This is a genomic window from Umezawaea sp. NPDC059074 (assembly GCF_042738955.1).
Taxonomy (GTDB): domain Bacteria; phylum Actinomycetota; class Actinomycetes; order Mycobacteriales; family Pseudonocardiaceae; genus Umezawaea.
In genome coordinates this window covers 1-19,831 of the sequence record NZ_JBHYHC010000018.1, presented here as the reverse complement: position 1 = coordinate 19,831, position 19,831 = coordinate 1, and the positions used below count along the sequence as shown (strand labels likewise).

At 71.1% G+C, this 19,831-nt stretch carries 19 protein-coding genes; 11 read left to right on the top strand and 8 right to left on the bottom strand.

Features of this window, described 5'->3' with window-relative positions; all coding sequences use genetic code 11:
• The first annotated feature begins 5 nt into the window (after nucleotides 1–5).
• Genes ACFWW9_RS11035 through ACFWW9_RS11005 form a run of 7 tightly spaced genes read left to right on the top strand, consistent with a single transcriptional unit; the run spans nucleotide 6 to nucleotide 4,838 of the window.
• A complete protein-coding gene (locus tag ACFWW9_RS11035) occupies nucleotides 6–263 on the top strand; it encodes an acyl carrier protein (RefSeq protein ID WP_390374526.1) in 258 nt (85 codons plus the stop codon).
• A gap of 1 nt (nucleotide 264) precedes the next feature.
• Complete coding sequence (locus tag ACFWW9_RS11030; protein WP_390374524.1) at nucleotides 265–1,077, top strand: hypothetical protein; 813 nt, start codon at nucleotides 265–267, stop codon at nucleotides 1,075–1,077.
• A complete protein-coding gene (locus tag ACFWW9_RS11025; RefSeq protein WP_390374522.1) occupies nucleotides 1,074–1,601 on the top strand; it encodes an acyl-CoA dehydrogenase family protein in 528 nt (175 codons plus the stop codon). The genes ACFWW9_RS11030 and ACFWW9_RS11025 overlap by 4 nt, the downstream gene beginning before the upstream one ends.
• Entirely contained in the window at nucleotides 1,598–2,800 is a 1,203-nt protein-coding gene (locus tag ACFWW9_RS11020) for an acyl-CoA dehydrogenase family protein (RefSeq protein WP_390374520.1), read from the top strand. The genes ACFWW9_RS11025 and ACFWW9_RS11020 overlap by 4 nt, the downstream gene beginning before the upstream one ends.
• Entirely contained in the window at nucleotides 2,784–3,152 is a 369-nt protein-coding gene (locus ACFWW9_RS11015) for a holo-ACP synthase (protein ID WP_390374518.1), read from the top strand. Before ACFWW9_RS11020 ends, ACFWW9_RS11015 begins: the two co-directional genes overlap by 17 nt.
• Entirely contained in the window at nucleotides 3,152–4,090 is a 939-nt protein-coding gene (locus ACFWW9_RS11010) for an ATP-binding cassette domain-containing protein (protein WP_390374689.1), read from the top strand. Before ACFWW9_RS11015 ends, ACFWW9_RS11010 begins: the two co-directional genes overlap by 1 nt.
• 10 nt (nucleotides 4,091–4,100) lie before the next feature.
• Nucleotides 4,101–4,838: an ABC transporter permease gene (locus tag ACFWW9_RS11005; RefSeq protein WP_390374516.1), complete on the top strand. Its 738-nt coding sequence runs from the start codon at nucleotides 4,101–4,103 to the stop codon at nucleotides 4,836–4,838.
• On the opposite strand, the gene ACFWW9_RS11000 is transcribed toward ACFWW9_RS11005, so the two are convergent.
• Nucleotides 4,809–5,453: a TetR/AcrR family transcriptional regulator gene (locus ACFWW9_RS11000; protein ID WP_390374514.1), complete on the bottom strand. Its 645-nt coding sequence runs from the start codon at nucleotides 5,451–5,453 to the stop codon at nucleotides 4,809–4,811. The genes ACFWW9_RS11005 and ACFWW9_RS11000 overlap by 30 nt on opposite strands.
• A 74-nt stretch (nucleotides 5,454–5,527) precedes the next feature.
• Here ACFWW9_RS11000 and ACFWW9_RS10995 point away from each other — a divergent pair, with 74 nt between their 5' ends.
• Nucleotides 5,528–6,937, top strand: coding sequence for an FAD-dependent oxidoreductase (locus ACFWW9_RS10995; protein ID WP_390374512.1), 1,410 nt, complete (start codon nucleotides 5,528–5,530; stop codon nucleotides 6,935–6,937).
• Here ACFWW9_RS10995 and ACFWW9_RS10990 read toward each other — a convergent pair.
• Together ACFWW9_RS10990 and ACFWW9_RS10985 are read right to left on the bottom strand one after the other, a co-directional pair.
• Complete coding sequence (locus ACFWW9_RS10990; protein ID WP_390374510.1) at nucleotides 6,925–7,578, bottom strand: DUF4386 domain-containing protein; 654 nt, start codon at nucleotides 7,576–7,578, stop codon at nucleotides 6,925–6,927. The genes ACFWW9_RS10995 and ACFWW9_RS10990 overlap by 13 nt on opposite strands.
• Nucleotides 7,578–7,997 carry a hypothetical protein gene (locus ACFWW9_RS10985; RefSeq protein ID WP_390374508.1) on the bottom strand — a complete coding sequence of 140 codons (420 nt, stop codon included), beginning with the start codon at nucleotides 7,995–7,997 and terminating at the stop codon, nucleotides 7,578–7,580. The genes ACFWW9_RS10990 and ACFWW9_RS10985 overlap by 1 nt, the downstream gene beginning before the upstream one ends.
• 148 nt (nucleotides 7,998–8,145) lie before the next feature.
• Here ACFWW9_RS10985 and ACFWW9_RS10980 point away from each other — a divergent pair, with 148 nt between their 5' ends.
• A complete protein-coding gene (locus ACFWW9_RS10980) occupies nucleotides 8,146–8,736 on the top strand; it encodes a hypothetical protein (protein WP_390374506.1) in 591 nt (196 codons plus the stop codon).
• Nucleotides 8,737–8,772: 36 nt separating this feature from the next.
• Nucleotides 8,773–11,838, top strand: coding sequence for an NACHT domain-containing protein (locus ACFWW9_RS10975; protein ID WP_390374687.1), 3,066 nt, complete (start codon nucleotides 8,773–8,775; stop codon nucleotides 11,836–11,838).
• Between the two features lie 59 nt (nucleotides 11,839–11,897).
• Here ACFWW9_RS10975 and prcA read toward each other — a convergent pair whose 3' ends face one another.
• The 4 genes from prcA to dop all read right to left on the bottom strand — a co-directional run bounded on the left by prcA (nucleotide 11,898) and on the right by dop (nucleotide 15,428).
• A complete protein-coding gene (prcA, locus tag ACFWW9_RS10970; protein WP_390374504.1) occupies nucleotides 11,898–12,704 on the bottom strand; it encodes a proteasome subunit alpha in 807 nt (268 codons plus the stop codon).
• Nucleotides 12,705–12,744: 40 nt separating this feature from the next.
• On the bottom strand, nucleotides 12,745–13,584 hold the full coding sequence (gene prcB / locus ACFWW9_RS10965) for a proteasome subunit beta (RefSeq protein ID WP_390374502.1): 840 nt from the start codon (nucleotides 13,582–13,584) through the stop codon (nucleotides 12,745–12,747).
• Between the two features lie 51 nt (nucleotides 13,585–13,635).
• On the bottom strand, nucleotides 13,636–13,830 hold the full coding sequence (locus tag ACFWW9_RS10960) for a ubiquitin-like protein Pup (RefSeq protein ID WP_106191430.1): 195 nt from the start codon (nucleotides 13,828–13,830) through the stop codon (nucleotides 13,636–13,638).
• 92 nt (nucleotides 13,831–13,922) lie between these two features.
• Nucleotides 13,923–15,428, bottom strand: a complete 1,506-nt coding sequence (gene dop / locus ACFWW9_RS10955) for a depupylase/deamidase Dop (RefSeq protein WP_390374499.1) — start codon at nucleotides 15,426–15,428, stop codon at nucleotides 13,923–13,925.
• 86 nt (nucleotides 15,429–15,514) lie between these two features.
• Between dop and ACFWW9_RS10950 the strand changes: the two genes are divergently transcribed.
• Complete coding sequence (locus ACFWW9_RS10950; RefSeq protein ID WP_390374497.1) at nucleotides 15,515–16,684, top strand: FAD-dependent monooxygenase; 1,170 nt, start codon at nucleotides 15,515–15,517, stop codon at nucleotides 16,682–16,684.
• On the opposite strand, the gene ACFWW9_RS10945 is transcribed toward ACFWW9_RS10950, so the two are convergent.
• A complete protein-coding gene (locus tag ACFWW9_RS10945; RefSeq protein ID WP_390374495.1) occupies nucleotides 16,659–19,769 on the bottom strand; it encodes a S8 family serine peptidase in 3,111 nt (1,036 codons plus the stop codon). The genes ACFWW9_RS10950 and ACFWW9_RS10945 overlap by 26 nt on opposite strands.
• Between the last annotated feature and the right edge of the window lie 62 nt (nucleotides 19,770–19,831).

The window sequence follows — 19,831 nt, the reverse complement described above, 5'->3', positions numbered from 1 at the left end:
CCACAATGGATCGTTCGAGCGTGGTCAAGACCATCACCGGCGCCCTGTCGGAGATCATGCAGCGCGAGTACTCCGACGTGACCGAGGAGACCCGGCTGTTCGAGGACCTGCACCTGGACTCCACGTCCGTGCTGACGCTGCTGATGGCACTGGAGGACCAGACCGGCATCGAGGTCGACCCGGAGTCGTTGCAGATGGAGAACTTCCAGACCATCGGCACGCTGGCCGACTACATCGAGGGCAACCTCGACGTGTCGGTATGACATGGCGCTGACGCTCCAGGCGGCGAGCGCGTACGTCGCCGACCACCGCAACCCCTACCAGCGCGACGACTGGCTGGTGTCCTACCAGCAGGACCTGCTGGCCCCGTTCGACGTGCCCTTCGACGAGAAGTTCCTCAAGCAGGGCGCGAACATCGGGTTCCAGGAGTTGGCCGAGCGCGCGTTGGACGGGCTCGGGGAACGGCCGCGGCCGGACCTCGTGGTGATCGCCCACGGCCTGCCGGACCACTACCCGTTCCGCTCCATCGGCGGGCACGTGGACAAGCTGGTCGGCGGCGGCTCGGAGAACTTCGCGATCTCCGACCAGGGGTTGCGGGCGCCGTTCACCGCGCTGCGCATCGGCGACGCCTACGCGCGGTCCGGCCGCTGCGACCTGGTCGCGGTGGTCGTGGTGGAGCAGTCGACGTTCGGCCAGGACGAACCGCTGGCGCGGGACGGGAAGCTCGCGGACTCGGCGGCGGTCCTGCTGCTGGGACGGGGGTCCGGGCCGTGGGAGGTGGCGTCCGTGCCGCCGTCGGGACACCTGGGCGCGCTGCTCCGCGCCGCCGCCGTGGGCGAACGCCCGCTCGTGGTGGCCGGGCCGTGGACCGACGCCGAGCAGGTCGTGGCGGTCGGACTGCCGGTGCACCGCGTCGCGCCCGGCTCGTACTGCACGAGCCTGTGGCTGGACCTGGCCCGGCACCACGAGGAGTGGGCCGGGCGGCACGACTCGATCGTCCTGTGCGACACCGATCCGCGCACCGGACGCAGCCACGCGGCGCTGCTGCGCCGCCGAGACACGGAGGGCACCACGTGAGCTACCCGGCGCTGCTGGACGCGCTGCACGACCGCACGGCGGGCGACCACCTCGTCGCCTCGGCGGCGGGCGTCGTCGTCGCCTCCCGCGACACCGTCGCGGGCGAGAACCCGCTGACCAGGTTCGGGCTGGGGGTGGACCGCTCGGAGCCGGACCCCTCCGACGTGCTCGACCGGTTCGCCGACGGGCTGCTCGACCTGCACCGCGACCTGCTGCGGCAGGGCATCGACCACGCCGTGGAGCACCTGAACAGCCGCACGTCCGGCGACACGACCCTGCTGGACCGGCAGCTCGTGCAGGCGTCGTTGGCCGACGTGGCCATCGAGATCCGCGAGAGCGAGGCACTGCGCCCGCACGACGCGGCGACCCGCTGGCGCGCCCACCAGGGCTTGGTCAAGGCCGGTCGGCTGCTGCTGACCCTGCTGGGGGCGAGCAGCTTCCTGGTGTCCGGCCCCGGCGGCGACCTGCACCTGGCCGAGGTCACCGGCAACGTCTACCTGCACCCCGGCGAGGAGAACCGATGACGAGCCTGATGGGTCACGACGTCGAGCGCGGCGGTGAGGCGCTCGCGGAACCGTTGCGGCGCCTGCACTCCCAGTGCCGCGAGGTGTCGCCGATGTTCCGCGAGGTCGGGATCGCGCTGGACCGCGACCCGGACTCGATCCGCGACTTCCTGCACCTGCCCGCGTTCGGCGTGCTGAGCCAGATCTTCACGCCGCCGGAGTTCCAGACCGGCGACCCGGTCGTGGACCCGTTCGACCCGACCTGCACCGCGCTGTGCGTCGTGCTGGAAGCCCTGTCGCACGGCGACCCCGGCGCGATCCTGGCCGGTCCCGGCGCGGGCCTGTGCCGGGACGTGGTGCGGGAACTGGGTGACGAGGGGCAGAAGGAGTCGTTCTTCGGCCAGGTGAACGACGGTCCGAAGTGGACGTTCTTCGGCCTGACCGAGCCCGGCAAGGGATCGGCGGCGCTGGAGCTGGAGACCCGACTCGTCCCGGACGGCGACGACTGGCTGCTGTACGGCGAGAAGAAGTACATCGGCAACGGGGCCCGCGCGCAGCTCGGCGTGGTGTTCTGCCGCCGCGCGCCCGGACCGTGGGGCATCGAGGCCGTCGTGGTCGACCCGTCCGCCGAGGGCTTCACGGGCGAGCTGCTGCCGATGATCGGCCTGCGCGGTGCGCGGATCAGCCACCTGAAGTTCGACGGCGTGCGCATCCCGGCCGAACGGGTGCTCGGCAAGCACCGCCCGCCGAGCCGTCGGGGCATCTACGGCGCCCTCCACGCCCTGCTGCGGTTCCGGCCGGGCCTGGGCGCGATGACGCTGGGTCTCACGCAGGCGGCCGTCGACTACCTCGCCGAGCACCGCCCGGTGCTGCCGAAGGCCGACCAGCTCCGCGTGGACGCGCTGAACGACCGGATCGCCGCCGTCCGCAGGCTCATGTACGAGGTCGCCGCGGACGTGGACCGGAACGTGGTGAACGCGCACCGGATCGGCACGGTGAAGATGCGCGCCGCGCAACTCGGCGAGCAGGCGACGATCCTGGCCGCCGAACTGCTCGGCCCGGCGTCGCTGGTCGAGCACCCGTGGCTGGAGAAGGCCTACCGCGACCTGCGGGCGTTCGAGTTCATGGAGGGCACCAGCAACCTGCACCGGCTGTCGGTGTTCCAGGGCCTGTTGAAGAGCGACTACTTCCCGGTGGACGTCGATGCGCCTCGGTATTGACCTGCTGACCCGCCACGAGCTGGACGGGTTGCTGAGCCGGACGTGGTTCCGCCGCTTCGCCTTCGCGGACGCCGAGCTGGCGCACGCGGAGACGTTGGCGGCGGACCGGGGCGGCGAGTTCCTCGCGGGCCGGTTCGCCGCGAAGGAGGCCGTGCTGAAGGTGCTGGGCACCGGGCTGTTCCAGGGCGTGGTGCCCAGCCACATCTCGGTCACCCGCGACACCTCGGGAGCGCCGTCGGTGTCGTTGCGCGACAGCGCTTCCACGGCGGCGGACGCGGCGGGGATCTCGCACGTGACCGTGTCGATCACGCACAAGCGGGACCTGGTGGCGGCCGTGGCGGTGGGCTGGTGATCATCGACGCGCGCGGGCTGCGGCGGTCGTTCGGCGACGTGGAGGCCGTGCGCGGCGTGGACCTGGGGGTGGAGGCGGGCGAGACCGTCGGCCTCCTCGGCCCCAACGGGGCGGGCAAGACCACGACGCTGCGGATGCTGACCACGTTGCTGCGCCCCACCTCCGGCACGGCCACGGTCGCCGGAGCGGACCTGCTCACCCAGCAGGCGCTGGTGCGGCAGCGGATCGGGTACGTCGCCCAGAGCGGCGGCACCGAGGCCCGCTGCAAGGTCGGCGAGGAGCTGGTGCTCCAGGCCGAGCTGTACCGGCTCGACCGGACGACGGCCCGCCGTCGCGCGGCGGAGCTGTGCGAACTCCTCGGGCTGGGCGGTCTGGAGGACCGGACCGTCGGCACGCTGTCCGGCGGGCAGCGCCGCAAGCTCGACATCGCGCTCGGCATGGTCCACTCCCCCGCGCTGCTGTTCCTGGACGAGCCGAGCCTCGGCCTCGACCCGAGCAGCCGCGACGACCTGTGGGACCACCTGCGGGCGTTGCGCGGCACGACCGTCGTGCTGACCACCCACTACCTCGACGAGGCCGACGCGCTGTGCGATCGACTGCTGGTGGTCGACCACGGGGTCGTGGTCGCGCGGGGCACGTCGGACGAGCTGAAGCGGAGCCTGGAGGGCGACGTGGTGACGGTCGACGTCGACCGCGCCGCCGTGCCGATCCTCGCCGCCCACCCGGCCGTCCGCACGGTCACCGACGACGGCCACGTCCTGCGGCTGACCGTGGGCGACGGCGACCGGGTGCTCGCCGACCTCCTGCGGCTGCTCGACGGCGCGGGCCTCGCGCCGAGGTCGATCCAGCTGCACCGGCCGACCCTGGACGACGTGTTCCGCGCCGTCACGGGCAAGCCGCTGACCGACGACGTCCCCGCCCGCACGGCGATCGGCTGAGGAGACCACCATGCGCGACACCGCGCTCATCTTCCGCAGGCAGCTCTCGATGTCCCTGCGCAGTCCGCTGTGGATGGTCGTCGGCCTGGTGCAGCCGGTGGTGTACCTGGTGTTCTTCGGCCCGCTGCTGGCGGGCCTGAACCTGGGCGCGAACTCCTGGCAGGTCTACATCCCCGGCCTGCTGGTGCAGCTGGCCCTGTTCGGGGCGGCGTTCGTCGGCTTCTCGGTGATCGCCGACGTCCGCTCCGGCGTGATCGAGCGGATGCGCGTCACGCCCGTCAGCCGGGTCGCGCTGCTGCTCGGCCGGGTGCTGCGGGACGTGGTGCTGCTGGTCGCGCAGACCGTGGTGCTGCTCGTGGTGGCGGTCGGGTTCGGGCTGCGCGCGCCGCTCGGCGGCGTGCTGCTCAGCCTGGTGCTGATCGCGCTGCTCACCACGAGCCTGGCCGCCCTGTCGTACACCTTCGGCATGGCCACGAAGAGCGAGGAGTCGTTGGCGCCCTTGCTGAACACCGTCACCGTGCCGCTGCTCCTGCTGTCCGGGATCCTGCTGCCGATGTCGCTCGCGCCCGGCTGGCTGGACGTCCTCTCCCGGTTCACGCCGTTGCGCTACGTCGTGGACGCGATCCGCGACGCGTTCCTCGGCCACTACGCCACGACGACGACCCTCACCGGGCTGCTGGTCGCCGTCGGCCTCGCGGCGGTCGCGATCGCTTGGGGCTCACGGGTGTTCCGCCGCGACAACGCCTAGTCCTCCGGCCAACTGGCCGAAGCCCAGCTCGGCCGCGGCCACGGCGTCGGGGTAGACGTCGTCCGCGACCTCCCCTCCGACGATCCGCCGCTGGTTCTCCAGCGCGAGCGTCCACACCACCGCCACGACCTGCGCCGCCGCGAGCCGGGACGGCAGGTCGGCGAGCCCCGCCGTGTCGCGCAGCGCCTCGGCCAGCGCGCGCTCGCCGTTGGCCTTGAACGTGAGCATCGACTCGAGCAGCGACGGCGTGGTCATGATCAGCCGGAACAGCTGGAGCGCCGGTTCGAGGTCGGTGAGCCCGGTGATGGGGTCGCGCCGCGCCAGCGCGTCCAGGTGGTGCTCGCGCAAGGCCTCCAGCGGCGCCTGCCCCGGCGGCCGGGCCCGCACGACGCGGGCGCTCTCCGTCTCGTGGTCGGACATCCGGAACGTGACCAGGTCTTCCTTCGTCGGGAAGTAGCTGAACAGGGTCCGCCGCGACACCTCGGCCGCGTCGGCGACCTGGGTGATCGACACCTGGTCGAACCCGTGCTCCACGAACAGCGCCAGCGCCGCGTTCAAGATCGTTTCGTGGGTGCGCTTCTTCTTCCGCTCGCGCAGGCCGTTCGACTCCGTCACGAGCCCAGGCTAGCGGCCGGTCCCGCACTCGGGTATAACTTGCACTCAGTCTACTTATGCACTGAGGGGGACAAATGGACGTCGTCGTGATCGGGGCCGGACCGACCGGCCTGGTACTCGCGCGGGAACTGGCGCTCGGCGGCGCGCGCGCCGTGGTCGTGGACCGGTTGACCGAACGGATCCGCCAGGTCAAGGGCGGCTGCCTCCAGCCGCGCACGGCCGAACTGCTCGACGCGCGCGGCCTGCTCGACGCCATCGAGGAGCAGGCGTTGGAACGCTCGGCCGTGGGCGGCCACTTCGCCGCGCTGCCCGTGCCGCTGGACTGCACCACCTGGAACACCCGCCACCCGTACCCGATCGCCGTCCCGCAGTGGAAGATCGAGGACGTCCTGGCCGACGCCGCGGTCGCGCTCGGCGTGGAGGTCCTGCGCGACCACCCGGTCACCGCGATCGAGCAGGACGACACCGGCGTGACCGTGACCGCGGGCGGCAGGGAGTTCCGCGCCGCGTACGCCGTGGCCTGCGACGGCGCGCACAGCACCGTGCGCCACCTGCTGGACCTGCCGTTCCCCGGCAGGCCGGGCACGTTCCGGGCGGTGCTCGCGGACATCCGGCTGACCGCGGTGTCCGACCTGGTCCCCACCACCGCCGGGCACATGAGCACGATGACCAGGCGGGACAACGGCTACTTCGGGATGCTCGTGCCGGTCGGCGACGACGAGTACCGCTTCACCTTCGGCTCCACCACCGAGGAGGAGGCCTCCGAGACCGACGACGGCGTGCGGCGCGCGTTGACCGCCGTCTACGGCGAGGGCACCGTGCTCGGCGAGGTGCTCACGCGGTCGCGGTTCGGCGACGCCACCCGCCAACTGGAGCACTACCGGCACGGCCGGATCCTGTTCGCGGGCGACGCGGCCCACATCCACCCGCCGTGGGGCGCACAGGGCCTCAACCTCGGCGTGCAGGACGCCGTGAACCTGGGCTGGAAGCTCGCCGCGACCACCGCGGGCCACGCCCCCGCCGACCTCCTGGACACCTACCAGCACGAACGCCACCCGAAGGCCGCCCGCGTCCTGCACCACACCGCGGCGCAGCGGGTGCTGGCCAACCCCGACACCAGCGAGGACGTGGCCGCGCTGCGCGACATCTTCGCCGACCTCATGCGCGTGCCGGAGGCGAACCACTACCTGTCGGGGATGATGTCCGGCCTGGACGTGGAAGGCCGCGTGCCGGACCTGGACCTCGTGACCGACGACGGCCCCACGCGCCTGGCCGAACTCCTGCGCACTGGCCGCGGCCTGCTCCTCGACCCGACCGGCACGCTGGAGGTGCCCCGCGGCTGGTCCGACCGCGTCGACGTGGTCCGGGTGAAGTCCGCCGACGACCTCGCCCCGATGCTGCTCCGCCCGGACGCCATCCTCTGCTGGTCCGGCGACGGTTCCCTCACCGACGCCCTCACCAGCACCTTCGGTCAGGCCGCCTGAGGAACCGGCACCCGAACGCTCCGCACCAGCAACCACAGCAGCAGCGACACCTCCGCGAGCGACGCCACCCCCAGCAGCACCGGGGACAGCGCCGCCCGGAGGTCCGCCGCGGCGAACCGCACGACGAGGTCCCCCAGGTACCCGGCGGACCCGGCCATCACCACCACCCCGAGCGCCCTCGGGAACCACCCCGACCGGAACACGAGGTACCCCAGCGGGAGCAGCCACAGCCCGAAGAACACCTGCGCCACCAGGTAGCCGTCCGCGTGCGCCTCCAACAGCCGCAGCACCAGCCCGTCGTCCGAGGTCGCGGCCCGCAGCGCCCCGAGGTGGTTGACCATGTTGACGGCCATGATCGCCACCGCCACCGCGTTGCACAGCACCATCGCCATCGCGACCATCCGGTCCACCTCCCCCAGCACGGAGTGCAGGAGCACCGCGACCACCAGGAAGCACACGATGTTCACCACGTCCGTGGCGAACGCGACCCGGAACAACCCGGCCGACGCCCGCACGTTGGCGGCGGTCGCCGCGGCGTCACCGGGCACCACTACCCCGGCCCGGACAACCAACTCGCTGAACCCTCCGCACACCGCGAGGACCAGGTAGAACACCCCGGCGAGCCGTGCTTTGACGACCATCAGAACCCCCTCCGGTACCCGACGATCCGCACGACGGCGGACGCGAGGGCGGACAGCACGAACGCCAGGTAGATCCCGTTCGCGATCCAGAACTGCTCGACCCCCGCCATCGCCAACCCCAGCGGCACCAGGACCACCAGGCTGATCACGTAGAAGCCGACGCGCTCCCCCTGCCGCTCGAACGACACGTCCCGCTCGTCGCGAGGCCCGACGTCCTTCGGCGACGCGGCCCCGGCGGCGATCGTCGCCACCATGTTCAGCACCATCGCCACCCCGGTGGCGATCAGCAGCGGCCACACGTAGGCCACCTCGGCGGCCGACGACTCCCGCAACCGCCCGAGCACCACGACGAAGTACCCGGCGGGCACCAGCAGCGCTACCACCGCGTAGATCCACGCGCGCTTCTCCTCGAACGACATGGCCCACCCCCTGTAAAGAAAACTTGACACCCAGAAGGTAAAGCAACGTTGACAGGGTGTCAATCATCTTTGACTCGGGCTCAACACGATCGCATCACGGTGCCAGGTGGACGGATCCACGGGGCAGGACTTCGCGTCCACTACGGACATGAGCACACCGAGACGCACAGCGACCCTGCTGACCACGGCCGCCCTCTGCCTGCTGGCCGTCACCGCCTGCGGCCCGTCGGCCACGACCGGCTCCCCGGCCCCCGCCACCAAGGCGCCCGCCACCGCGGGCTCGTCCCCCGCGGAAGCGGCGAACGTCCCCGACACGGGCTGCCCCTTGGGCGTCTCCGACCTGTCTACCGCGACCGGCCTGACGTTCGAGCTCGGCGACACCCGCCAGGACCACGAACTCGAGACCCTGCCCGGCGTGAAGGCGAACGTCTGCGTCTACACCTCGTCCACCAAGCCCCAGGACGCGGGCGACCCGCTCGTGCTGCGGGTGGACACCGTCACCGGCGCGAACGCGGGCACGGTGAAGGCCAACTTCGAGCGGAGCTGCACCGACAACGGCGGCACGCTCGGCGAGTCGACCGTCACGAACACCAGGACGTGCGCCCGCGGCGGCAACGTCATCGAGGGCAGCATCAACCGGACCGACCGCACGGTCGAGGTCTACTTCGTCAACGCCACCACCGAGACCGCGGCGGCCCTCACCGAGGTCTTCGACAAGGTCCTCGCCTCGGTCTCCTGACATTTTTGCGGTCATGATCAGCGCCTCGTCGGGTATATCTCCAGTCGACCGGAGGAGGCGGCCATCGTCGGGCTGGAGAGTCTCGCGCTCAAACTGGGCGCCACCATCGCGACCCACGCCGCGAAGTCCTGGATGCGGCGCCGGACGACGCGGTTCGAGCGCGGCGCGTCGTTGGCGGAACTGGCCCAGGCCGAGCTGAAAGGCCCGTTGCAGCAGCGGAAGCTGGAGAACCTGGTCGACCGCATCGGCCACCAGGTGGCCGAACAGCTCGCCCCCGTGCTGGAGCAGCGTTTCGGCGACCTGCCGGACAACGAGGCCGAAGCGGCCGTCCTCGGGGTGGTCGACGTGCTGGACGACGTCGACCTGTCGGACAAAGCGCTGCTGGCTGCCGACGCGGACGCCGAGGTGCTGGCCAAACGCGTGCGCGGGCAGTTCCCGAAACGCGCGGCGTCGCTCACGCCGAGGGCCGAGCAACTGCACGAACTCGCGTTGGACCAGGCATGTCGCCACCTCGTCCAGGTCGTGAGGTACCTGCCGTCGTTCCAGTCCGCCGCGCTGGCCGAGGTGCTCGGGCGGTTGACCACGCAGTCCGAACAGCTCGACCTGCTGCTGTCCCGCGTGCCCGCCACCAGCCTCTACGCGCCGCAGGGCGTCGACCGCGACGAGGCCTTCCGACTGGAGTATCTGGCGAAGCTGGTCAGGACCCTCGATCGGCTGGAACTGGTCGGCCTGCCCGGTGACGAGCAGCCGACGCTGGCGTTGACCGTGGCCTACCTGAGTTTGAACGTGTCAGGTCAGAGCAGGCGCAAAGGTCGGTTCCAGCCTGAGAACTGGATCGACATGCGGGTCCGGAACGAGGCCCGCGCCACCGAAGGGGTCCCGGTCGAGGCCGCGATCGGCGGTGAATCGCGGGTGCTGCTGCGGGGTGACGCGGGATCGGGCAAGACCACGTTGCTCAACTGGCTGGCCGTCCGAGCGGCCCAGAGGAAACTGAGCGGCGACCTGGCGGGGTGGAACGACTGCGTGCCGTTCGTCATCCGACTGCGCACCTTCGCCGAGGGCGACCTGCCCACGCCCGAGCGGTTCGTCGCCCAGTGCACGCCGATGATCGCCGAGATCATGCCGGACGGCTGGGTGCACCGCCTGCTCAAGGCAGGCCACGCGATGCTGTTGGTGGACGGCGTGGACGAGGTGCCCTCGGCCCGGCGGCGCACGGTGAAGACGTGGCTGCGCGAACTGCTGGTCACCTTCCCCGACACCAAGGTCGTGGTCACCGCCCGCACCGCCGCCGCCGACAGCCGGTGGCTCGCGGAAGACGAGTTCCGCGCCGTCACGCTGGAGCCGATGAGCCCTGGCAACATCCTGGACTTCGTCGAACGCTGGCACCACGCCGCCGAGTTGTCCGGCGCGGACATCGCCAACGCGGAATACCGGCTGCGCACCCAACTCGAACGCCCCCACCTGCGCCAACTGGCCGCGAGCCCGCTGCTGTGCGCGATGCTCTGCGCGTTGAACCTGGCCCAACGCTCGGAACTGCCCCGCAACCGGATGGACCTGTACGCGAAGGCGCTCGCGATGCTCCTCCACCTGCGCGACGCCGAGCGCGGCATCACCGGTTTGCTGGGCGACACCGACAAGCGCGTCCTGCTCCGCGACCTGGCGTGGCGGCTGACGTTGGCCAACAAGGTCGAGTTCCCGACTCCCGACGCTCTCGACCACATCACCCGCAAGCTCACCGGGATGCCAAACGCTGAAGGCGACCCCAAGGCGATCTTCGAGCACCTGCTCGAACGCAGCGGCGTCCTCCGCGAGCCGGTGCCGGGCCGGATCGACTTCGTGCACAGAACGTTCCTGGAATACCTGGCGGCCGACGAGGCGATCCAGCAGCACCACGTCGACACGTTGATCGCACAGGCCCACCTGGACACCTGGCGGGAGACGATCGTCATGGCCTGCGGCCACGCGACGACCACCCAGGCCAGTCAGTTGCTGACCGGAATCCTGGATCGCGCGGAAGAAACCCCGGCCAAGGCCCGCCATCTCCGGCTGCTCGCAGCAGCGTGCCTGGACACGCTGCGCGACATTGCGCCCCAGGTGAGAGTTCGCGTCGACACCGTGGTGCGGGACAAACTGACCCCGCCGAGATCCATCAGCGAGACAGGCTCGTTGGCAGCCTTGGGCCAACGCGTGCTGCGGTATCTGCCGGATAGCCTGGAAGATCTGTCCGAGGCTCAAGCGGTGGCCACGGTCAGATCCGCCGCGCAGGCAGGCACCACCGATGCGTTGCCGCTGCTGGCGTCCTACGCCCAGGATCCGCGCTCGGCCGTTCACCAGGAGCTGCAATCATCCTGGCGCTATTTCGACCCGGAACGCTACGCGAAAGTCGTTCTCTCGAACTCGCCGCTAGATAACGGCGCACTCACCATCAGCTCACGCGAGCACATACCCCACATTCGACACATACCCAATGTAACGAACCTAAACATAAATTTGCCAAGGCACGAGATCGTCGAAGGGCTTGAGTTATTTGCGGGATTACCTGGCCTCGAAATTCTCGACACACGACTTGACGAAGCCACTCCGCAAGACCTCCGCCCACTTGGCGAGCACAAAAACTTAAGGCTTCTGATACTAAACGGACTTCAGACCCCAGTTGACCTGTCACCGCTCGCAGATCTCCCGGCGCTTATAGGCCTATTTCTGGGGGATTATCGAGATAGCGCACTGACTACTCTCTCAACCTTACCCCAGGTTCCACACGTACACCTCTTCAACCCGGCCGAAGACGTCAGCCTGAAATGCGCTGTTAGAGCGTTCTCGGCCGCAAAGTATCTAGTCCTGACCGGCTTTAGCAAAATAGACCTGGCGTCGCTAGCGCTCATGGGCACGGTGGAGCAACTGTGGCTTACCGACACGGAATTCGATGACATCACCCCACTCACGCGGATGACCGGCCTGCGGGAGTTAAAGATTTCGAACAACGTGCGGTTCGACTACGACCTCAGGCCGTTGTCGGACCTGAACCTCAGGTACGTCGAACTGGACGCCGAACAGACCTACCTAGGCGTCGAGGACCTGAAGGGCGAGGTCCGGTTCTGCTAGACCCCGGACAGCCGTGTGGGGCACCTTCCACCAGAAGATGCCCCACACGAGCCCGAACCCTAGGCCTTGTCGTCGTTGGGCGGCAGGTTCACGTCCCGAGCAGGCGTGGCAGGCCCACCCTTCTCCGACGTAGGAGCCTCGGAGACCACTTCCTCAGAAGCCTCCCCTGGCAGCATCGCGTCCAGCGCCGCCCCGACGATCCGCCGGAACGCCCGGCGCGGGCGGTCCCGTTCGAGGACGGCGACTTCCAGCTTCGCGCGGTCCAGCAGGTCCGGCTTGCCGTTGCCCGTGGAGGTGGAGCCCGCGCTCAGCCCCCGCACCGCCACCCCGACGGCGTCCGCCAGCGACAGCCCGTCGCTGAACAGGTCCTTCAGGGCGGTGGTCGTGGCCTCGGCCTGACCACCCATCACCACGTACTGCGGCTCGTCCACGATCGACCCGTCGTAGGTCAACCGGTACATCGTGTCCTGCTCGGGCAGGTGCCCGACCTCGGCCACGCAGATCTCCACCTCGAGGGGCTTGATCTGCTCCGTGAAGATCGACCCCAACGTCTGCGCGTACACGTTCGCCAACGACCGCCCGGTCACGTCCCGAGGATCGTTCTGGTACCCGCGGATGTCGGCGAAGCGGATCCCCGCCTGGCGCAGGTTCTCGAACTCGCTGTACCGGCCGACGGCCGCGAAGCCGATGCGGTCGTAGATCTCCGAGACCTTGTGCAGCGTGCTCGACGGGTTCTCGGCGACGAACAGGATCCCGTCGGCGTACCTGAGCACGACGACGCTGCGGCCGCGGGCGATGCCCTTCCTGGCGTACTCCGAGCGGTCGCGCAGGATCTGCTCGGGGGAGGCGTACAACGGCATCGTCACTGGCGCGGCTCCTGACCTCGGCGGATGGTGGTGGACACGGTTAGACCCGCCGGCCTTCGACGACGGCCTCGGCGATGGCGGCCGTCCGCTCGTCGGACAGCGTCACGGCGCCCTCGGCCGCGGTGATCGTGACGATCACCGGGTAGATGCGCCGCACGGTGTCCGGACCGCCGGTGGCCGTGTCGTCGTCGGCCGCGTCGTAGAGCGACTCGACGGCGGCGCGGGCGGCGCCCTCGGCGTCCGCGTCGGGGTCGTGGAGCTTCTTCAGCGCCGACTTCGCGAACAGCGAGCCGGAACCGACGGCCTGGTAGCCCTGGTTCTCCTCGTACCGGCCGCCGGTGACGTCGTAGGAGACGATCCGACCGGCGCGGTCGGGGTCCGGGGCCTCGGTGTCGAAGCCCGCGAACAGCGGCACCACGGCGAGACCGGCCATGGCGGCGTCGAGGTTGCCCCTGATCATGGCGGCCAGGCGGTTGGCCTTGCCGTCGATCGAGAGCGAGACGCCCTCGATCTTCTCGTAGTGGCGGAGCTCGACCGCGAAGAGGCGCACGATCTCGATCGCGATGCCCGCGGTGCCCGCGATGCCGACGGCGGAGTAGTCGTCGGTGACGAACACCTTCTTCATGTCGCGCTGGGCGATCACGTTGCCCATCGTCGCCCGCCGGTCGCCCGCGATCAGCACGCCGCCCTTGAAGGTGACGGCGACGATCGTGGTCCCGTGCGGGGCCTGGACGTGACTGCCCTCGGGCAGCCTGCGCCCGGACGGCAGCAACTCGGGCGCCTGGGCGCGGAGGAAGTCGGTGAACGACGATGACCCCGGCGTCATGTACGCCGGGGGCAACGACGCGGACGGGTACCGCCCGGACGAGCTGTTTTCCATGTGTGGCTTCGTCTCCTGTCCCCGAGTCGGCTGGTGGGCGGTGGTTACCGCCTACTCGCCGCCCTTTTGCACGTAGGCCCGCACGAAGTCTTCGGCGTTCTCCTCGAGAACGTCGTCGATCTCGTCCAGGATCGCGTCGACGTCCTCGCCGAGCTTCTCGCGTCGTTCCTGACCGGCGGCCGCGGCGTCGCCGCCATCGCCGTCGCCGTCACCGCCGCCTTGGCGCTGAACCTGTTCCTGTGCCATCTCAGCCTCCCGCGTCGACCCGAGTAGAAGGGGTCTACCACCAACATTACCCAGCGGCACCGACAATTAGCGCCTGCCACACGGGTTGATGATCAGCCCCGCGTCAGGGCGTCCACCAGTTGCTCGGCCGTCTCCGCGGCCTCCAGGAGGGCTCCGACGTGGGCTTTCGTCCCCCGCAGTGGCTCGAGGGTGGGGATCCGGACGAGCGATTCCCGACCGAGGTCGAAGATCACCGAGTCCCACGACGCGGCGGCGACGGACTGCGGGTACCGCTCCAGGCACCGGCCGCGGAAGTAAGCGCGGGTGTCCTCCGGCGGCGACTTGATGGCCGCGAGCACCTCGTCCTCGCTGACCAGGCGCTTCATCGAGCCGCGCGCGACCAGCCGGTTGTAGAGGCCCTTGTCCAGCCGCACGTCGGAGTACTGGAGGTCGACGAGCTTGAGCCGGGGCGCGCCCCAGGCCAGGTTGTCGCGGGACCGGTAGCCCTCCAGCAGCCGCAGCTTGGCGACCCAGTCCAGGCGGTCCGCGCACTCCTGCGGGTCGCGGGACAGCGCGTCCAGCACCTCGCCCCAGATGCGCAGCACGTCGCGGTCGGCGGCGTGGTCGCCCGCGGTGTCCTCCTCGACGAACCTCACCGCGCGCTCGTGGTAGGCGTACTGGATCTCCAGGCCGGTCAGCTTGCGCCCGCCGGACAGCTCGACCTTCACCTTGAGCGTCGGGTCGTGGCTGATCTGGTGCACCGCGCGGACCGGGTCGAGCAGCCGCAGGTCGTCGAACCGGCGACCGGCCTCGATCATGTCCAGCACGACGGACGTGGTGCCGACCTTGAGGAACGTGGAGTACTCGGCGAGGTTCGCGTCGCCGATGATGCAGTGCAGCCTGCGGTACTTGTCCGCGTCGGCGTGCGGCTCGTCGCGGGTGTTGATGATGCCGCGCTTGAGCGTCGTCTCCAGGCCGACCTCGACCTCGATGTAGTCCGACCGCTGCGAGAGCTGGAAGCCCTCCTCGTCGCCGGTGGGGCCGATGCCGACCCGGCCGGACCCGGTCACGACCTGGCGCGACGCGAAGAACGGCGTGAGGCCCGCGATCACGGCGGTGAACGGCGTGCTGCGGGCCATCAGGTAGTTCTCGTGGGTGCCGTAGCTGGCGCCCTTGCCGTCGACGTTGTTCTTGTACAGCTGCAACCGCGGCTGGCCGGGCACGCTGGCGGCCTTGATCGCCGCCTGCTCCATGATCCGCTCGCCCGCCTTGTCCCAGATCACCGCGTCGCGCGCGTTGGTGACCTCGGGCGCGGAGTACTCGGGGTGCGCGTGGTCGACGTAGAGCCGGGCGCCGTTGGTGAGGATGACGTTGGCCGCGCCGAGGTCCTCGACGTCGGTGTCGATCGGGTGGTTGCCCGGCACGCCGAGGTCGAACCCGCGCGCGTCGCGCAGCGGCGATTCCACCTCGTAGTCCCACCGGGCCCGCCGCGCACGCGGGATGTCGGCCGCCGCCGCGTAGGCCAGCACCACTTGTGTCGAGGTCAGCACCGGGTTCGCCGTCGCATCCCCCGGCACCGAGATGCCGTACTCGACTTCGGTTCCCATGATCCGCCTCATACGAGCAGCCTACGGCGTCCGCCCCTGCTCGGGGCTATATGGCGTTGCCAATACTCTGCGTTTCGCCACGGACGAAAGGACCCGCGTTGAGCCCTGTCGAGGTGCCGCTGCTCGTCGTCGGAGGCGGGATCGGCGGGCTCGCCACCGCCCTGTCCGCCGCCCGCCACGGCCTCCCCGTCCACGTGCTGGAGCGGTCGCCCGAGTTCGGCGAGATCGGCGCGGGCCTCCAGATGGGGCCGAACGCGAGCCGAGCGCTGGACGCGTTGGGCGTGCTCGACGACGTCCTCCCGCTGGCCGTCCGACCGGGTGCGGCCGTCCTCCGGGACGCGCTGAGCGGACGTCGGCTGACCCGGCTCGACCTCGGTCCGGCGTTCCGCGGGCGGTTCGGCTACCCGTACCTGGTCATGCACCGGAGCGACCTGCTCGACGTGCTGCTGAAGCACTGCGAGGCCAACGACCTGATCACGCTCGAAGCGGGCCGCGACGTCGTGTCGTCCGAGGTGGGCGACGACCGCGCGGACGTCCGGTGCACCGACGGCACGACCTACCGGACGCGGACCCTGGTCGCCGCCGACGGCCTGCGGTCCGGGCTGCGACGGCACCTGAGCGACGACGAGCCCGTGTGCAGCGGGTACGCCGCCTACCGCGGCACCGCGCCGCGCGCCGACGACGCCTCCGACGACGTGGTGCTGTGGATCGGCCCCGGCCTGCACCTGGTCCGCTACCCGGTGCGGGCGGGCGCGCTGGTCAACCAGGTCGCGGTGTTCCGCAGCCCGCGCTTCCACGCGGGCGAGGCCGAGTGGGGCGGGGTGGACGAGCTGGACGCGGCGTTCGCCGGGACGTGCGGGCCGGTGCGGGACGCCGTGGCGCTGGTGGGTCGCGACCGGCACTGGGCGATACACGACCGCGAGCCGCTCGACACGTGGGTGCGCGGCAGGCTCGTGCTCGTCGGCGACGCGGCGCACCCGATGCTCCAGTACCTCGGCCAGGGCGCCTGCCAGGCGTTGGAGGACGCGGTGGAACTGGGCGGCCGGCTCGCCGACGACGAGGCGGGCGCGCTGGAGGCCTTCCAGCGCGCCCGCCACCCGAAGGCGGTCCGCTGCCAGACGTCGGCGCGGCCGTGGGGCGACCTGTGGCACACGGCCGACCCGCTGACCGTGGCCGTGCGCGACCGGATGTTCGCCTTGCGGGCCGACGACGACTACTCGGAGCTGGACTGGCTGTACGGGGTCAGCCCAGGCGGTAGGCGTCGATGACGGTCTGCTCGACGGTGTCGCCCGCGCGGTCGGTCGACTTTGCCTTGAACGACACCGAGGTGGCGTTCCGGGGGTGGTGCAGCACGACCAGGGACCGCCCCAGCACCAGCGTGGGCGACCAGGTCTTGCCGCTGTCGTAGGACACCGCGACGGTCAACGACGTCGGCGCGACCCCGGTCTGGGACGTCACCGACACCGGCACCACGACCGTCCGCCCGGCCTTGGCGTCGGCCGGGTTCGGGCTGAACCGGACCGCAGACAACGGCAGCGGGGTCGCCTTCTCGGCGTGCCGCGACCGGAACGTCCACGCCGCCGACACGGACGTGCTGGTGGTCGCGCCCGTCCGGGTCGCGGACGACGTGAGCCGGTAGGTCCCCGGCGTCGCGGGCAGGGTGAAGTCGGCCGGGCCGGTGCTCGACACCTCGCCGATCTTCTGGCCGTCCCGGTAGACCGCCGTGGTCCTCGGGTCCACGGCGGAGAAGCCCGCGTTGCCCTCCTCGTCGCCGAACAGCGGCACGTCCACCCGCAGCGCGTCCCCGGTCCGGGCGACCCACGGGTCACGGGCGGGCGGGAACGCCGGACCGAGCACCCCGCGACCGGGCCGCTCCACGTACGTCCGCCCCGCGCGGTAGTCCTTGACCTGCCCGCGCTGCTCGAACGTCGTGGTGAAGCCGTCCTCGGCGATCTCGCGGCCGTCGATCCGCCACGACGTGCCCTCGACGCTCAGGTACTCGTCGCGTGGCCCGTCGACCGGCAGGGGCAGCCCGTGGTCGGCCACCGGGCCCCCGGTCCTCGGGTACGGCTTCACCAGCCGCCTGCCCGACGACACCTCGGCCCGCACGTGCGCCAGCTCCGCCTTGGCGGGCGCGCGGGTGAACCCGGTCGGCCACGACCCGGTCCCGTGCCACGCGAGCCCGTAGAAGGACCCGCTCTCCCCGGCCCACTGCGTGCTGATCAACGACCGGAACGCCTCCTCGGCGGGCGCGGGCGGGCCGACGCTCGCCACCCGCATCCGGTTCAGGCTGGCGTCGCCGCCGGACATCGAGCCCTTGCCGACCACGCGGCCGTCGCCGAGCCGGTGGTCGTAGAAGACGGCCGCCCCGCGCACGAACGCCGTCGGGTCGGGCGCGGTGATCTTGATCGGCTGGGCGGTGCGGAAGTCCAGGTCGACGACGGTGTCCTTCTCCAGCACCAGAGACGGCTGGACGAGCCAGTCGAACGTGATCCCGCCCGCCGTGCTGTCGATCAGGTACCGGCCCTTCGGCAGCCGGACCGTGACGCTGCCGTCCGGCTCGTACGGCTGGATCGCCTCGCCGGTCGCGTAGCTGGTCACGGTGGTGCTGTAGTTGGCCGACGGCGCGCCGGGCCGTTGGACGTGGTTGAGGGTCAGGTCGTAGCTCTCGGCCTCGCGGACGATCGCGATCGGCGTGCGCACGGTCGTGCCGCCGCCGGTCGCGACGACCGCGCCGTGGTAGGTCCCGTCGGCGGTGTCCATTCCGGTGAACCCGGTGATCGACGCGGTCGCCTCACCCCCGGCGGGCACGGTGAGCCTCGCGGGCGTGAGGGTGAACATGCCCGCGGGCGCGGTGGCGTCCACGGCGAGGTCGAGCACGACCTCCGACGTCCCGGAGTTGCGGTAGGAGAAGGACTTCGTGACCGGCTGGTCGTCGTCGTGCGGGTAGACGTGCGTGCCGAGCGACACCGACGACGGCACCGACCCGACCGACTGGGTGATCACGTGGGCCACGTCGACCCGGCCCGAGCCCTGCTCGAACGGCGTCAGCCCCGGCGTCGGCCTCGCGGACGCGGTGAGCGCCGACTTGAGCTGCGCGCCGGTCCAGTCCGGGTGCTGCCCGGCCAGGATCGCCGCCGCCCCGGCGACGTGCGGGGTGGCCATCGAGGTGCCGGACGCGGACACGTAACCGGGTTCGACCGGCGTGCCGATCCGGCCGAACGCCGCCTTGGCCGCGACGATCCCCACGCCCGGCGCGGTGATGTCGGGCTTGATCTCCCCGTCGCCGACCCGCGGTCCACGGCTGGAGAACGGGGCCAACGCGTCGTCGCGGTCCACCGCGCCGACGGTGAGCGCCGCGTCCGCGCTGCCGGGCGAGCCGACCGTCGTGGAGCGCGGCCCTTCGTTGCCCGCCGCGACGACGAACAGCGTCCCGTACCGGGCGGACAACGTGTTCACGGCTTCCTCGACCGGGTCCGTCGTGGACGAGTCGGCGGTGCCCAGGCTCATGTTGATCACCCGCGCGCCCTGCTCCGCGGCCCACTGCATGCCCCGCAGGACATCGGACTCCGACCCGCCGCCCGCGTCGTTGAGCACCTTGCCGTCGAGCAGCCGCGCGCCCGGCGCGACACCCCGGTACTTGGTCCCCTTGCTCGCGATGGTCGAGGCCACGTGGGTACCGTGGCCGTACCTGTCAACGTTGTCGGCGGCCGTGCTGAAGTTCCGCTCGGCCACCTCCTGCCCCACCAGGTCCGGGTGCGTCTGGTCGACGCCGGTGTCCAGCACCGCGACCGTCACGCCCTCGCCGGTGAGCCCCGCCTCCCACGCCGCGGGCGCGCCGATCTGCCGCGTGCTCCGGTCCAGCGACGCCTTCACCTGCCCGTCCAGCCACACCTTCCGCGCGTCCCCGGCGAGCAGCGACCGCCACGTCGACCCGTCCGCCGCCGCCGTGAGCGCGCTCGCGCCGATGCCCGCGAACTCCGTCGCCCGCACCGACCCCGGCGGATAGCCCACGATCAGCGGCACCGGCCGCCCGTCCGTCCCGTACCCCGCCTCCCGCAGGGCGGTGACGTCGAAGATCCGCTCGTCCACCCGCCCCTCCCGGATCGGCGCGAGCGCGTCCTCCGGCACCACGTACCGGTGCCCGCCGCGCTGGTAGGTGGAGAACACCAGCGCCTCCCGCCCAGCCCCCGGCTCCACCGCGCTCACCGCGCCCGCGTCGCCGACGACCACGCGGTCGCCCGTGAGCAGCGTGAGCCCCTTGTCCCCCAACGGGTCCGCGCGCGCCCCGGCGACCAGCACCACCGCCAGCGCCACCACGACGGCAACTACCCGTCCCCCCACCGTCCGCACACGCGACACCTGCTCCAGAAAGGTGAGGACAAGGGGGGGCGGCCACCGTCAATGAGGCCAAC